This is a genomic window from Brachybacterium saurashtrense (assembly GCF_003355475.1).
GTDB classification, from domain to species: domain Bacteria; phylum Actinomycetota; class Actinomycetes; order Actinomycetales; family Dermabacteraceae; genus Brachybacterium; species Brachybacterium saurashtrense.
In genome coordinates, this window is the sequence record NZ_CP031356.1 from 3,482,395 (window position 1) to 3,496,717 (window position 14,323).

Genomic DNA, 14,323 nt, shown 5'->3' on the forward strand with positions numbered 1-14,323 from the left:
CATCCTCTGGCCCCGCCCCCGCCTCGGCGGTAGAAGGGAGCGGTGACCACCTCCTCCGCACCCCGCACGCGGCCGCTCGGGCTCCTGCTCCTGATCGTCGCGGTGCTCGTGCTCAGCCTCAATCTGCGACCCGGCGCCACCAGCGTGGGCCCGCTGATGGAACAGGTGGTCACCTCCTACGGCCAGGGCGCGATCGCCTCGGGACTGCTCACGGCGCTGCCGCCGCTGGCCTTCGGGGCGATGGGACTGCTCGCGGTCCCGATCGCGCGCCGCTTCGGGCTCACCGGCACGATCGTGGCCGCCTTCGTGCTGGTCGCGCTGGGCCTGCTGCTGCGCCCCCTGGCCGGGTCCTTCACGCTGTTCGTGGCGCTGTCGGGGCTCGCCCTGCTGGGGCCGGCGCTGGGGAACGTGGTGGTGCCGGCGTGGATCAAGCTCCACGGCGGGGCCCGCACCGTGGGACTGATGACGCTGTACAGCGTGGTCCTCGCGCTCGGCGGCTCGGCCGGCTCGGCGCTCGCCGTGCCGATGGCGGGCGGCGCCGCCCAGGGGTGGCGGGATTCGCTGCAGGTGTGGGGGCTCGTGGTGGTGGTGCCGGTGGTGGTGTGGGCGGTGGTGCTCACCCGCACCGGGCACGACTTCCCGCCCGCCCCGCCGCGCGGCGAGCTGGGAGGCTCGCTGCTGCGCTCGCCCACCGCGGTCGCGCTCACGCTGATGTTCTCCCTGCAGTCCCTGAACGCGTACACCCAGTTCGGGATGCTGCCGCAGATCCTCACCGAGGCCGGCATCTCGCCCGCGCGGGCCGGGGCGCTGGTCGCGGTGATCGCCGGCTGGGGCCTGGTGGGCGGGCTGGTGATGCCCACCGTGATCGCGAGGATGCCCGGACTGCGGTGGCTCGTGGCCGGGTTCGGGGTGCTCACCGCGACCGGCTACCTGGGCCTGCTGCTCGCGCCCACGGTGAGCCCGCTGCTGTGGGCGTGCGTGCTAGGCGTGGGCGGCTTCGCCTTCCCCACGGCGATCGCCCTGCTGCCCGCCCGCACCCGCTCCCCGCTGGTCACCGCCCGGCTCTCCGGCACGGTGCAGCCGGTGGGCTACCTGCTGGCGGCGCTCGGTCCGGTGGCCGCCGGCGCGCTGCTGGGCGCGACCGGCTCCTCCGCCGCGGTGCTGTGGTTTCTCGCCGGCACCGGCGCGCTGCTGGCCGTAGCCGGGTATCGCGCGAGCCTGCCCCGGCTGGTCGATCAGGAGATCGCCGACTGATCCGTGGCCCGGGATCCGTGGGATGATGCCGCCATGAGCCTCGTCCGCACGTTGCGCATCCTGGCCTCCCAGCGGCCGTCCCTGCCCCCTCGCGCCGTCGCCGCTCCCGCCCGCGTGCAGCGTCGGCGCCCCGGCGGCGTGCCCGTCACCTGGATCGACGCCGAGCTGGCCAGCACCGCCACGATCGTGCACCTCCACGGCGGGGCGTACGTGGCCGGGGAGAGCCCGCGCACCTGGGACCTCGTCGAGGAGCTCGCCCGCCGCACCGGCGCCGCCGGGGCGATGGTCCACTACCGTCTCGCGCCGCGCCATCCGTTCCCCGCCGCGGTCGAGGACGTGCTGCATGTGCTGGAGGAGCTGTCCTCGCAGGCCGTGCTGCGGCCGGGGCGCTGGGTGCTCTCCGGCGACGAGGCCGGCGGCGGGCTCGCGCTCGCCGTGGCGCAGGTGCTCGCCGCCTCCGGGGTGGACGCCCCCGCCGCGGTGCTGCTCGCCTCGCCCTGGACGGACCTCACCCGCGAGGACCCCGCCCACGAGCTGCGCACCACCGCCGCCCGGCTGTACGCCGGCGCCGTGCCCCGCTCCGAGCCGCGCCTCAGCCCTCGGTTCGGGGAGCTGGCCGCCCTGCCGCCGGTGCACACCGTGGTGGGTGCGCAGGAGGCGCTGCGCGAGGACTCCCTCGCCCTGGACGCGGCGCTGGTTGCCGCCGGCGCCACCCGCGAGCTGGTGGAGATCCCCGGCGGTGGGGACGCGGTCGCGACCGACGCGCAGGGGCCCGCGACGCAGCAGGCGCGCCGTGCGCTGATCGCCGCCGCCCGCACCCGGATGGGGCTCGGGGCCGCGGCGGACCACCCGCACTGATCCCGGGTCACGGCGCTACCGTATCCACCATGACCTCCGTCGAGTCGGCCGGCAGCAGCGGCCACGTCACCTGGGACGGCACCTCCTCGGCCGTCGGCACGATCCGGGATCTGCTCGTGGTCCAGGCCTCCACCGGCGTGCTGCGCCTGGTGCTCCAGCAGCTCACCCTCCGCGAGCACGGCCGCGAGGTGGGCGTGCACGAGTCGATGGACGCGATCGTGGACGTGGGCGGGAACCTGGTGGTGGTGCCGATCGGGCGCTCCGTGCGCGCGGACCCCGCCGTCTCCGCCCGCCTCGACGCCGCCCTCGCGCAGCTCCGCGACGAGCTCCGTGCCGATCTGGGCGCGCCGGTGGACTCGCTGGAGATGGTCTCCGACGCCGACGGCACCCGCCGCGTGATGATGCTGCTCCACGCCGAGGTGGCGCCGCAGGAGATCGCGGACGGCACGCACCCCGCCCTCCACGGGGGCGCGTTCCACATCCGCCATCACGCGCCCGCCCTGGAGGATCTCCGGGACCGGCTGTCCGCACCGCCGCCCAGCCTGCTGGGTCGGCTGCGGGCCCGGGTGCGCAGCGCCGTGCGGGGCCGCCCCCGCGCGCTGCGCTGACAGCGCCGGGGGCCCGCCCCTCGGCGTCGCCGACGTCTCAGGCCGAGGCCGTGGCCGCGGGCGCGTGCATCCCGGCCGCGGTCGCTCCCGGCAGGTCCACGCCGAGCGCCGCGGCGAGGGAGACCCCCAGATCCGCCCAGGATCCCTCCGCGGCCGCGGGCGGCAGTCCGGGCCCCTGGGCGAGCACCGCCGACTCCGCGGCCGGATCCGCGACGGCCCGCGGCCCGGCGGAGTACGGGTCGTCGCCGGGGACCAGCGGCCGGGCGGTCGCGGACAGCCCGAACACGGTGCCGGGCTCGCCCTCGAGCACGGCGATCACGTCGGTGTGCGGGGTGGCGCCCTCGCCGTCGTCGACCGTGCGCAGCTGCACGGGGGCGCTGTCCCCGAAGGCCGTGAGCGCGGCGAGCACGGCCGCCCGCACGCCCGCGCCCTCCTCCCGGCGCACGTGGACCACGCCGCGGGACCCGTCGGGCCGCACCACCGCGCGGAAGCTCGCCAGGCGCGGCCCGTCGGTGCGCAGCAGCGCCCGCGCGGCGAGCGCGACGTTGGGATGGACCAGCACCCGGGTGGGCACCAGGGGGCGCCCCGGCACCAGCAGCACCCTGTCCTCCGCGGTGGGGGCGAACGCCGTGAGCAGCTGATCGATCAAATCCTCCACGTCCTCCAGCGCGCGCTCGGCCTCCGGATCGGCGATCCCCGCGCGCCGCCGGGCCCGGCCCGGCCCGGCCAGGCGGGCGGCGAGCAGCTCCAGGCGCTCCCGTCCCAGCGCGTCCACCGCGATCTCGGTGACCAGGTCGTCCGGGTCCACCTGGGAGAGCTGCACCCCGGCCTCCCGCCGCGGGGCGAGGTGCTCGGCGACCATCCGCGGCGAGCTGGTGCGCTCGGCCATCTCCCAGCGGTGCCGGTAGCGGCGCAGGTCCTCCACCAGCGGCAGGCACAGCGCGATGTCGCCGCCCGCCGTGGCCGGCCACTGCAGCGCCGCCGTGCGCAGGCCCGCCTGCTGGGCGCGCGAGAGCAGGGTGGGGGCGCGGAGGTCCTCGGCGTACCAGGCGGCGCGGTCGTCGGGATCCTCGGGGCGGAACCGCTCCTGGGTGGGGACGCCCGCGCGCGCCACCGACGTGCCGGTGACCAGGCTGGTCAGCACCGGATCGGGCTCGGAGGGGCCGCCGGGCAGGATCCGCAGGGTGTGGGCGGCGGGCATCAGCCCCCGCAGCGCACCGACGTCCTCCGCGGCGAGTCCGTCGACGGCCAGGAGCAGGGTGCGGCCGGCGCTCATGGCGCGCCTCCTCGAGGGTGGGGGACGTGGTCCCGGCACCGTAGGAGCCGTGTCTGGCCGAGGTGGGAGGGCGCGGTGAGCATCGGGGAACCGCCGGGTGAACTCCGGGTGTGCCCCGACGGGCGAATCCCCGCCGCACCTGGGACGGAATCGGACATTCCGGCGCGGCGGACGGGCGGGGTCAGCGCAGCTCGGGTTCGGCGGCGTCGGCCCGCCCGGCGTCGGCGTCGAGCCGGCGCCGGATCGTGCGGGCGGCGTCCTGGTCGCGACGGGTGGAGCGGTCCACCAGCGCGGCGCTGTCCACCTCGGGCTCCTCGGGCTGCAGCGCCGTCCACACCATCACGCCGACGGTGAGCAGCAGGCAGGCGGCGAGGAGGAGCAGCAGCACCGGCCACGAGAACGGGACCGGGTCCCAGAACGTCCCGTCCACGTGAGCCCCCTCCCGGCCGCGGTGTGCACAGTCGCTCCCCAGCATAACGTCGCCGCACGGCCTGACGTTATGCTGGCCGGACCATGACTGACGTGATTGTCGGGCGCTTCGCGCTCATCGACCTGATCGCCAAGGGCGGTTCCGGGTCCGTCTGGCGCGCCTGGGACTCGAAGACCGAGCGGCTGTGCGCCGCGAAGGTGCTGCGTCAGCGCGACTCCGCGGACCTCATGCGCTTCGTGCGGGAGAAGGGGGTCAGCTTCGACCACCCGCACCTGCTCACCCCCTACGGCTGGGGCGCGGAGGACGAGCACGTCGTCATCGCGATGCCGCTGGTCTCCGGCGGCACCCTCGAATCGGTGGTGCGGGCCCACGGCCGGATCGCGGAGCCCGCCGTGGTGGTGCTCCTCGACCAGCTGCTGGACGGGCTCGCGCACGTGCACGCGGAGGGCTGGATCCACCGCGACGTGAAGCCGGCGAACATCATGTTCGAGCCGCGGGGCACGGCGTGGCCCGCCTCCCGCCTGGCGGACTTCGGGATCGCGGTGCACGAGACGGACGTGCGCTTCACCCACGTGGGCATGGTCAACGGCACCCCCGGGTACATGGCCCCGGAGCTGTTCTCGATGGCCGAGCCGGCACCCTCCCACGATCTGTACGCCGCCGGGGTGGTGGCGATGGTGGCGCTGAACGGCCCGCTGACGCTGCGCGACGGCTCCTTCCGCCCCGAGGAGCTGAACCAGCACCTGCGCGGGGTCACCCCGAAGCTCTCCGCCGTGATCCGTCGTCTGGTGGCCGCGCAGCCCGAGGACCGCTACCAGGACGCCGCCGCGGTGCGCCGCGACCTGCCCCGGGTCCCCGCCGGGTACCCGCTCACGCACGCCGACGGCACCCCGCTCAGCTTCCAGGACACCCTGCCGGCGCTGCCGCCCGGCGCCCCGGGGGCGAGCAGGCCGGAGCGCCCCGCCGAGCACTCGGGCCCGACGATGGAGGCGATCCGCGCCGGGCGGGTGCAGCAGGCGTTCAGCCCGCCCACCGCCTCCGCCACCTCCGCCTCTCCGCTGACGGGCCCGCGGCCGCCGCACGCGGGCACCTCGCACCCGCCGCAGGGTGCCCCGTTCTCCCCGCATCCCCCCACCACGACCACGGGCGCCGCCCCCGCGCAGGACTCCGCCCGCCGCGGCACCCTGATCGCGATCGCGCTCGGCGCGGGCACCGCCCTGGTGCTCGGGGCGCTCGCCGCCGTGGTGCTGCTGCTCGTGTTCGACGGCGCCACCGCCTCCGGCCCGCTGGACGGGACCGCGGCCGGGCGCGACACCCCCGCGACGGCCGCCGCCTGGACGGCGACCCCGGCGGACGACGGCGGCGACGTCTCGAGCGACGCGGACACCGCCCGGCGCTGATCTCGCCGGCCGCGCTGGGCGCCGCTCTCACGGGGCGGTGACGCCCCGCGGGGCGGTCAGCCCGCGGTGACCGCGAGGGTGTCCAGCGACTGGATCGCGGCCTCGCGGCGCGGATCCATCAGCAGCTCGATCCGCAGGTTCGGCGCGCCCGCGCCGCGACCGGGCACGGTCCAGCGCAGGCGTGCCGGGCTGAGCACCTCGGCGCGGCCGGCCTCGAGCTGGGCGAGATCGGAGCGCTCGAGGCCCGCGGTGCGCAGGGCGGCGGCGAGCCGGCGGCGGCGCTCGGGGCGCGAGACGTCCAGCTCCATGGAGTCGGCGAACCACGCATCCGCCACCGCGTCGTCCTCGCGGGCCAACCAGGACAGCGCCGCGTCGGCGGCCGCGAGGGTGCGGGGCGCGGCCTCGGGGCCGCGACGGGCCAGCAGGCCCGGCACCTCGCGCTGCAGCAGCCGCAGGGCCTGCATCGACAGCGGCGTCGCCGGGGCGTACTTCGAGTTCGCCAGCGCCACCACGCCCACGCCCGAGTCGCGGTGCCACACCATGAAGGAGCCGTAGCCGGGGTAGCCGCCGGAATGGGAGATCACCTCGCCCAGATCCGGGAAGTGCTCCACCACCAGGCCCAGGCCGTAGCCTCGCACCCGGTCGAAGCCGGGGGAGGTGCCGGCCGGGTCCTCGGGGTCGACGGGCAGGGCGGCGAGCGGCTGGTGGCGGTGCAGCTGCTGCATCTCGCGGCGGGAGGCGGTGGCCAGCGGCCCCTGCGGGCGGTCGGCGGTGTCCGGGGCGTCGGCCGCGGCGAGGAAGCGCACCCAGCGGGCCACGTCGTCCACGGTGGAGAACAGCCCCGCCATCGCGCCGTACACGCCGGGGGAGTCCAGCGGCACCTGTTCGAAGCGGGTGGCGTCGGTGCGGTCCGCGAGGCGGTGCCCGGTGGCCAGGCGGGCGGTGTCGATCTCCTCCGCGCTCCAGCCGGTGTCCTCGAGCCCCAGCGGGGCCAGGAAGCGGCGGTGGATCTCGCGGGTGTAGTCGCCGCCGGTGACCTCGTCGATCACGCGCCCCAGCAGGGCGTAGCCGGTGTTGGAGTACTCGAAGCCGGTGCCCACGCGGTGCACGTGGGAGAGGCCGCCGCGCAGCGTGGCCGCGAACTCCTCCCGGGTCATCGCCTCCTGGCGGTCTCCCCACGGGTTGTCGGTGACCAGGCCCGCGCTCATCGTGAGCAGCTGGCGGAGGGTGGGCTCGCGCTCGTCGCCAGCGAGGTCGAAGGCGCCGGCGGCCTCGGGCACGTGCGCGGAGACCGGGTCGTCCAACCGCAGCCGGCCCTCGTCCCGCAGCGCCAGCACGGTCGCGGCGGTGAACGACTTCGTCATCGAGGCGATGCGGGAGACCGTGGCGCGGTCCATCGGCGCCGCGCCCTCCGCCGGGGCGCCGTCGCGCAGCGCGCGGTGCCCGGCCGCGCCGTGCCCCAGCACGGCCTGCTCGTGGGCGTGGCCGCCGATCACCGCCCAGGTGATCCCGGCCGTGCGGTGCTCGGCCACGGCGGTCTCGAACAGGGCCGCCACGGAGGCGAGCACGGCGGGCGGGATCACGGGGGAGTGGGCGCTGGTCTCAGGCATGCCTGCCACTGTAGGGGCTGGTGGAAGGTCAGGAGGACGAGGTGTAGAAGCGGTGCAGCAGCGCCGCCGCCTCCTCGCCCACCACCGCCGCGAGGTGGCTCGGATCGGCGCGCGCCGGGTCCACCAGTCCCGTCGGCGCGCGGTGCTCCTCGTCGGCCCCGTCCGGCCCGTCCGGGGCGTCCGGCCCGTCCAGTGTCTCCGGCCCGTCCGCGCCCGCTGCTCGCTCCTGCCCCTGCGCGCCGTCGGGGTCTCCCGTCCCCTCCGGGCTCTCCGCAGCGGTCGCAGCCGACGCGACCGTCGCGGCGCCGGCGCGGCCTCGGGACTCCGCCGCGCCCGGCTCCTGCGCCGTCGCGCGCGGCGGCACCAGGTCCGCGAGGGTGAGGCCGCGCAGGGTGAGCAGGTGCACGGGATGCTCGTCCACCGCCTCGACCAGGACGTACAGCAGAGCGGAGACGTGGCGGCAGGGGCCCGGCCAGTCCAGGCAGGAGCAGTCGTGGGAGAGCTCGGAGGCGTCGCGCGGCAGCAGGGAGATCTCGGAGACGGCGAGCTCGGCCTCGATCCGCTGCGGGTACTCGCCGGCGGCCAGCCGCGCCGGCAGCTCCGGGTGCGCGTGGGCCACGGCGAGCACGGCCCGCCGGTCGTCGGGGCGGAAGGCGGGCAGCTCCAGGCGGGCCTGGTGCAGCGCACCGTCGGGGTCGCGCACGTCCCCGCGGGCCACCCCCTCGGCGACGTCGAGCCACTGCACCCGGCCCGCCCGGGCGTCGGCCCGCCCGCGGCGCACCCGTGCCGGGCCCAGCAGCCGCTCCGCGCCGTCGCGCAGCGCGACGGCGTGCCAGCCCTCGCCCACCTGCCCGCGGCGGGAGCGCAGCGTGATGCTCATGAGTCGTCCTCCTCGTCGAGGGAGAGCAGGTCGAACAGGTGCTCGTCGTCGAGCTGGGCCAGCCAGTCCTCCCCGGCGCCGACGGTGAGCTCCGCGAGAGCCTGCTTGTCCTCCAGCACCCGATCGATCTTCTCCTCCACGGTGCCCGCGCTCACCAGGGTGTTCACGGTGACGTCGCGGCGCTGGCCGATGCGGAAGGCGCGGTCGGTGGCCTGGTTCTCCACCGCCGGGTTCCACCAGCGGTCCAGGTGCACCACGTGGTTCGCGGCGGTGAGAGTGAGACCGGTGCCGCCGGCGCGCAGGCTCAGCAGCATCACCCCGGGCCGGTCGCGATGCTGCTGGAACTCCTCGACCATCTTGTCCCGGTCCCGTTTGGAGACCCCGCCGTGCAGGAAGGGCACCGAGGTCACGCCCAGATCGGCGAAGCGTTCGGCCCAGTGCGGCACCAGCAGGCGCCCGAAGGCGGTGAACTGGGTGAACACGAGCACCCGGTGCCCCTCCTCGAAGGCGGTGCGCAGCAGGCCGTCCACCATCTCCAGCTTCCCGGAACGGTGCTCGCCCTCCCGCACCAGGGCGGAGCCGTCGCCCAGATAGTGCGCGGGATGGTTGCACACCTGCTTGAGCCGCGTGATGGCGGAGACCACCAGGGTGCGGCGCTGCGCCGCCTCGGCGCCGTCGAGCGAGACGCGCAGCTCGTCCACGATCGCCTCGTAGAGCCCGGCCTGCTCCGGGGTCAGGTTCACCACGCGGCTGAGCTCGATCTTCTCCGGCAGGTCGGAGATGATCGTGCGGTCGGTCTTCAGACGGCGCAGGATGAACGGGCCGGTGACGAGCTTCAGGCGGGTGATCGCGCCGCCGTGGCCCTCCTCCTCGATGGGGGTGGCGATCCGCTCCTGGAAGCTTGCGGCGCTGCCCAGCAGGCCGGGGTTGACCACCTCCATGAGGGAGTGGAGGTCCGCCAGGCGGTTCTCCACGGGGGTGCCGGTGAGGGCGAGGCGGTGCGCGGCCTGCAGCGAGCGGGCGGCGCGGGTCACCTGCGTGCCGGGGGTCTTCACGTGCTGCGCCTCGTCGAACACGAGCCGGTGCCAGGTGGTGGCCGAGAGCACCGGCAGATCGCGGGCCAGCAGCGAGTAGGTGGTGATCACGAGATCGAGATCCGCCGCGCCGTCCACGAAGGAGGCGTCCCGCACCCGGTCGCCGCCGTGGTGGACGTGCACGGCCAGGTGCGGGGCGAAGCGCGCCGCCTCCCGCTGCCAGGCGCCCACCACCGACATCGGGCACACCAGCAGGGTGGGGCCCACCCGCTGCGGCCCCTCGCCGTCCAGGCCCTCCCGCTCCCGGCACAGCAGGGCGAGCACCTGCATCGTCTTGCCCAGGCCCATGTCGTCGGCGAGGATCCCGCCCAGGTGCTGGCGGTCCAGCGCCCACAGCCAGTTCAGGCCGTCCAGCTGGTAGGGGCGCAGGGTGGCCTGCAGGGTGCCGGGCTGCGGGTGGTGGGGTGCGCCAGACCCGCCGGGCATCAGCCGTGCCAGCCCGTTCTCGCCGCCGGAGAGCAGGGCCGAGAGCCCGAAGTCGACGTCCGCCGCCTCCGGGGAGAGGATCAGCGAGAACATCTCCGCCCACGGGGCCAGGCCCTCCACCTCCGCGGGAGCCGACGGGGCCGCCTGCGGCTCGGGCGTGGTGGGCGGCACGTGCCCCGGGAACGGGGGCAGCACCGGCGGGGTGCCCGGTGCGCGGTCCACCGCGCCGGCGGGCCCGGGCCGGGCCTGCCGGCGGTCCTGGCGGGTGCGCGCCCCGAAGGAGTCCAGGAAGCGCTCCGCGGCGCGCAGCGTGGTGGCGTCCAGCCGCACCCACTGCCCGCGCAGGCGCACCAGCTCGGACTGCGCCTCGCGGATCTCCTCCATCTCCTCCTCGGTGAGCTCGGTCTCGCCCACCGCCACGCGCCAGCGGAAGGAGACCACCGCCCCGAGGCCCACCCCGGAGCCGGAGCGCTCGCCCGGCTCCTCCTCGACCTCCTGCGGGCGCAGGGTGGTCTTCTGCGTGGTCCAGTCGCGGGGCAGCAGCACCGTCACCCCCGCCTCCTCGAGGGCGGGGGTGTCCCGGGCGAGGAACTCGGAGGCTTCGGCGGTGGTGAGCAGCCAGTCCACGCCGGTCTCGTCCACGGCCGCGTCCCGCACCGTGGGCGCGAGCCGCATCACCGCGGCGGAGGCCTCGGCCGCGCCGGCCGGGGTGAGGTCGCCGACGGCGCGGAGATCCGCGACGGGATGCACGGTCCCGTCGGCCTCCCGCAGGCAGGTCTGCAAGGGCCAGGCGGTGCCCACGGGCGGCGGGAACAGGCGCACCACCACCTCGCTGTCCCCGGCGCCGAGCCGCACCCCCGCCCGGCCCGAGTCCACGTAGGCGTCGAAGGCGGCGGTGAGGCGGCGCCGGGTGGGCAGATCGGCGCGCAGCTCGCCCTCGTCGGCCAGTGCCCACAGCACGCCCAGCGGGTCCGCGGCGGGGGAGGGGTCGGCGCGCAGGTGGGCGGCGAAGGCGGCGCGGGCGTGGGCATCCACCAGGGCGTGCAGCAGCGGCGGAGCGTCCTGCTGGGGCGCGCGCCACTGCATGAGCGCACGGCCGTACCGCTCCGCGGCCCGGGCCCGCAGCTGCCGCAGCCCCACCAGCTCCTGGGCGCGCAGGTCCAGCACCATCGCGGTGACCAGGTCCGGCATCGCGATGAGCTCCTCCTGCAGGCGCACCGCGGCCCCCTCGGCGATCAGATCGGCGAGGTGGTCCGGCAGCTCCGCGCCGAAGCGCTCCGCGAGCACGGCGGTGGCGGCACCCACCACCCCGGTGAGCACCTCGCCCTCGAGCGGGAGCGCGGGCACCCGGCGGTCCCCGTCACGGCCCGGCACCCGGATCCGGTGGCGCAGCTGGTCGGGGGCGGCGGCGAGGGCCTCGGCGACGGCGTCGCCGGCGTCCCGTCGCAGGCCGGAGAGGTCCTCGAGCGCGCGCGAGCGGCCCGGCCCGGTCTGCTCGCGCACCCACAGGGCGGGGCCGAGATCCTCGTCGAGCACGAGGTGGAGGCGGCGCACGGGCATGGGATCAGACTAGGTGCCGGGGCCGACGGTCCCCGCCGTGCGCGCGTCGCGGTGGACGACGCGTGGCGGGGGAGGGGCAGTGCGGGCCGGTCCGGTGCGGGTCGCGGCCCCTCACAGCCCGTCGATGATCAGCGCGGTGGCGTCCAGCCACGCCTCCTTCGTCTTCGGCGAGACCCGGGCCCAGTTCAGGTGGGAGCCGTCCACGAACTGCTGCTCGTAGGGCACCTCGGTGACCGCGCGGGTGTGCGCCCCGAAGTGCGCGACCAGGCGGGAGCGCAGCGTCGAGTCGAGCTTCCCCTTCGAGGAGTGGGACAGCACGGTCACCGCGTTGTCGACCTGCGCGGCCAGGCCCGTGGCCCGCAGCTCGTCGATCATCCAGGCCGCCGCGTTGAAGGTGTCCTCGCGCACGGTGGAGACGATCACCAGCTGATCGGCCTCCTCCACCGCCGCCAGCCAGTTCGAGGCGCGCACGTTGTTGCCGGTGTCGATCACCTTGATCCGGTAGAAGCGCGAGAGGGCGTCGTTGAGCTCGCCGAAGGCCGCCGCGTCGATCGAGGCGGCGGAGCCTGGGTCCTCGTCGGAGGCGAGGATGTCGAAGCGCATCTCGCCCTGCTGGCGCACGTACGGGTCGAGATCCGCGTTGGAGGCGCCGGGGGCGCGCAGCCGGTCGATGTCGTGCAGCAGGTCCACTGCGGTGCGGTGATGGTCGGTGGGGATGCCGCGCCAGCCCAAGGTGCCGCGGGTCTCGTTGTTGTCCCAGGCCAGCACGTTGCCGCCGCGGGTCACGCCGAGGGTCGCCGCGATCATCAGCGAGGCGGTGGTCTTGTGCGCCCCGCCCTTGAGGTTCACCACCGCGACGTTGCGCGGCCCGTCCAGCGGCCGGCGGATCCGCTCCAGGCGCTCGGTCTCACGGCGCTCCCGGCGGCCCGGCCGCGGGGCGATGAGCCCGCCGGTGAGCGTGGTGATCAGGCCCGGCAGGCCGCGGGTGGCCTTGACCTTCTCCCGCTTCGCGGTGGAGGTCTGGAGATCCTTCAGGGTGGGGCGCGAGGAGTCCTTCTCCGGGACAGTGCGCGCAGGCAGCGGCCGCTTCGTGGTGAGCTGCTCGGGCTCCGGCGAGGGCACCGGGGCGGCGTCGGCCGTGGACGCCGCCGGTGCAGGACCGGCCGAGGGGGCCGAGGAGGCGGAGGGTGCCGACGGGGCCGAGACCGCCGACGGTGCGGACGCGGCGGAGGAGGCCGAGGGAGCGGACGCAGCAGACGCCGCCGACGCAGCCGACGGGGCGGAGGAGGCCGACGGAGCGGACATGGCGGACGCGGCCGGCCTCGCAGGAGCGGCCGACGGGGACGGTGCCGCCGCCGGGGACAGCGGCGCCCCGGCGTTCTGCGGCGCCGACGTGCCCTCCGGCGGGGCCGGCGGACGGGTCGCCGCGCGCCGACGGCGCGCCCGGTGCGAGCGCACGGCCGGCCCCTCCTCGGCGGCCGGGGAGCCGATCGCGCCGTGCTCGCCGGTGACGGGGGTGGTGATGGCCGCGTGCTGGCCGGTGCTGTGCGGACGCAGCGGGCGGGCCGCCGCCTCGGCGCGCGGCGGGATCAGCGGGGCGTCGAGGCCCGGCCCGTGGACGGGGCGGTCGTCCGTGTCTCGGCCGGTGATGCGGCCGCTGGGCTCCACCCGCAGGGGGTGGCGCACGTCCGGTTCGACGATCACCACGTCGAGATCCTGCTCCGCGGCGCGCGCCGCAGTGATGAAGACCTGCTTCACCCGGTCCCGGATCTCCTGCAGATCGGCCCCGGAGACCTCGACGGTCTCCTCGGCGAGATGCACGGTGGCCGTCGTGTCGGAGGTGATCCGCGCCTGCGCGATCATCTGGCATCCTTCCGCGTCCTGGTCGTCGCGGCGCCCGCGGGAGGGTCGCGACATGGTCCGGGACCACTCTACGGGCGCTCGGCCCGCGGGCCGCCACCCGTCCCGCCTACAGTGGCGGCGTGCACACCAGCGGATGGAGCGCCCGGGCGGGCGACGACCCGAACGAGGACGCCGCCGGGGTGCTGGGACGGGTCGCCGTGGTGCTCGACGGCGCCGGCGTTCCCGCCCGCTTCCGCGCTGGCTGCCACCACTCCGTGGCCTGGTACTCGCACGCCCTCGCCGCCCGCCTGCTGCGGCATGCCCAGGACGACGGCCTGCCGCTGTCCGCCGTGCTCGCCCGGGGGATCGCCGAGGTGCGCGACCTCCACGCGCACGAGTGCGCGCTGGAGCGCGGCGGCCCCTCCGCGACGGTGGTGATGGTGCGCGTGGGCGGGGAGGAGCTCGAGCACCTGGTGCTGTGCGACTCGTCGCTGCTGCTGGAGCGGAGGGGCGGCCGGGTGGAGCGGCTCACCGACGAGCGAATTGAGCAGGTGGTGCGCGTCGAGCGCACCGCGGAGGCGATCGAGGCGCGCCGCAACGCGCCCGGCGGCTTCTGGGTGGCCCGCCACGAGCCCGAGGCGGCGCAGCAGGCGGTGACGGGGTCCACGCCCCTCGCCGCGCTGCGCGCCGTGCACCTGGTCTCCGACGGCGTCACCCGCGCGATCGACCTGCTCGCCCTCCACGATGCGGGCAGCCTCGCCCGCGCCCTGCGGGAGGACCCGGAGGGCGTGCTGCGTGATCTCCGCCGCGCGGAGCGCCGCCTCCCCGAAGAGGGCCGGCCCCGCAAGGTGCACGACGATGCGACAGTGCTCACACTCCTGCCGGAGCTGTGGGGCGAGCAGGGTGCCGGGCCGGGTGGTGCGGAGAGGTGACACCGGCTGTGGAAATCGGACATACTGGGCATCGGAAGCCCTGGAATCCCAGGCCTCGCCAGCGCGCTTTGTCGTTCCATGACGAAGAGTTGGCGTGCTCGGGACTCGATGGCACCTGTCTTGGAACCTGGGTGCTACCTGCGAAAACACGGT

The 14,323-nt window shown here is 76.2% G+C and carries 11 protein-coding genes; 5 read left to right on the top strand and 6 right to left on the bottom strand.

Annotated features, from left to right (window positions below; all coding sequences use genetic code 11):
* Positions 1-42 precede the first annotated feature (42 nt).
* The 3 genes from DWV08_RS15635 to DWV08_RS15645 are packed head-to-tail and all read left to right on the top strand — an operon-like array spanning position 43 to position 2,720.
* Complete coding sequence (locus DWV08_RS15635; protein ID WP_115414652.1) at positions 43-1,254, top strand: MFS transporter; 1,212 nt, start codon at positions 43-45, stop codon at positions 1,252-1,254.
* A gap of 33 nt (positions 1,255-1,287) precedes the next feature.
* Positions 1,288-2,112, top strand: a complete 825-nt coding sequence (locus tag DWV08_RS15640; RefSeq protein ID WP_115414653.1) for an alpha/beta hydrolase fold domain-containing protein — start codon at positions 1,288-1,290, stop codon at positions 2,110-2,112.
* A gap of 29 nt (positions 2,113-2,141) precedes the next feature.
* Entirely contained in the window at positions 2,142-2,720 is a 579-nt protein-coding gene (locus DWV08_RS15645; protein WP_115414654.1) for a hypothetical protein, read from the top strand.
* A 37-nt stretch (positions 2,721-2,757) separates the two neighbouring features.
* On the opposite strand, the gene DWV08_RS15650 is transcribed toward DWV08_RS15645, so the two are convergent.
* Together DWV08_RS15650 and DWV08_RS15655 are read right to left on the bottom strand one after the other, a co-directional pair.
* Positions 2,758-3,996, bottom strand: coding sequence for an alkaline phosphatase family protein (locus DWV08_RS15650; RefSeq protein WP_115414655.1), 1,239 nt, complete (start codon positions 3,994-3,996; stop codon positions 2,758-2,760).
* A 181-nt stretch (positions 3,997-4,177) separates the two neighbouring features.
* The gene (locus DWV08_RS15655) at positions 4,178-4,426 is read right to left on the bottom strand and encodes a hypothetical protein (protein WP_241237342.1); all 249 of its coding nucleotides are present in this window, start codon (positions 4,424-4,426) and stop codon (positions 4,178-4,180) included.
* A gap of 83 nt (positions 4,427-4,509) precedes the next feature.
* Here DWV08_RS15655 and DWV08_RS15660 point away from each other — a divergent pair, with 83 nt between their 5' ends.
* The gene (locus DWV08_RS15660) at positions 4,510-5,826 is read left to right on the top strand and encodes a serine/threonine-protein kinase (RefSeq protein ID WP_115414657.1); all 1,317 of its coding nucleotides are present in this window, start codon (positions 4,510-4,512) and stop codon (positions 5,824-5,826) included.
* Between the two features lie 56 nt (positions 5,827-5,882).
* Here the strand turns inward: DWV08_RS15660 and DWV08_RS15665 are convergent, their stop codons facing one another.
* The 4 genes from DWV08_RS15665 to DWV08_RS15680 form a co-directional block, all read right to left on the bottom strand.
* Positions 5,883-7,436: a serine hydrolase domain-containing protein gene (locus tag DWV08_RS15665; protein WP_115414658.1), complete on the bottom strand. Its 1,554-nt coding sequence runs from the start codon at positions 7,434-7,436 to the stop codon at positions 5,883-5,885.
* Between the two features lie 28 nt (positions 7,437-7,464).
* Complete coding sequence (locus tag DWV08_RS15670; protein WP_115414659.1) at positions 7,465-8,316, bottom strand: SWIM zinc finger family protein; 852 nt, start codon at positions 8,314-8,316, stop codon at positions 7,465-7,467.
* Positions 8,313-11,396 (bottom strand): DEAD/DEAH box helicase, encoded by a 3,084-nt coding sequence (locus DWV08_RS15675; RefSeq protein ID WP_115414660.1) that lies wholly within the window; start codon positions 11,394-11,396, stop codon positions 8,313-8,315. The genes DWV08_RS15670 and DWV08_RS15675 overlap by 4 nt, the downstream gene beginning before the upstream one ends.
* Positions 11,397-11,507: 111 nt before the next feature.
* Entirely contained in the window at positions 11,508-13,259 is a 1,752-nt protein-coding gene (locus DWV08_RS15680; protein ID WP_115414661.1) for a MinD/ParA family ATP-binding protein, read from the bottom strand.
* A gap of 119 nt (positions 13,260-13,378) precedes the next feature.
* Between DWV08_RS15680 and DWV08_RS15685 the strand changes: the two genes are divergently transcribed.
* The gene (locus DWV08_RS15685; RefSeq protein WP_115414662.1) at positions 13,379-14,170 is read left to right on the top strand and encodes a protein phosphatase 2C domain-containing protein; all 792 of its coding nucleotides are present in this window, start codon (positions 13,379-13,381) and stop codon (positions 14,168-14,170) included.
* Positions 14,171-14,323 lie beyond the last annotated feature (153 nt).

Bases quoted from the DNA above. Each gene is read 5' to 3' on its own strand.
- DWV08_RS15640 (WP_115414653.1), top strand. From the start codon at position 1,288: ATGAGCCTCGTCCGCACGTTGCGCATCCTGGCCTCCCAGCGGCCGTCC.
- DWV08_RS15645 (WP_115414654.1), top strand. From the start codon at position 2,142: ATGACCTCCGTCGAGTCGGCCGGCAGCAGCGGCCACGTCACCTGGGAC.
- DWV08_RS15650 (WP_115414655.1), bottom strand. From the start codon at position 3,996: ATGAGCGCCGGCCGCACCCTGCTCCTGGCCGTCGACGGACTCGCCGCG.
- DWV08_RS15660 (WP_115414657.1), top strand. From the start codon at position 4,510: ATGACTGACGTGATTGTCGGGCGCTTCGCGCTCATCGACCTGATCGCC.
- DWV08_RS15665 (WP_115414658.1), bottom strand. From the start codon at position 7,436: ATGCCTGAGACCAGCGCCCACTCCCCCGTGATCCCGCCCGCCGTGCTC.
- DWV08_RS15670 (WP_115414659.1), bottom strand. From the start codon at position 8,316: ATGAGCATCACGCTGCGCTCCCGCCGCGGGCAGGTGGGCGAGGGCTGG.
- DWV08_RS15675 (WP_115414660.1), bottom strand. From the start codon at position 11,396: ATGCCCGTGCGCCGCCTCCACCTCGTGCTCGACGAGGATCTCGGCCCC.
- DWV08_RS15680 (WP_115414661.1), bottom strand. From the start codon at position 13,259: ATGATCGCGCAGGCGCGGATCACCTCCGACACGACGGCCACCGTGCAT.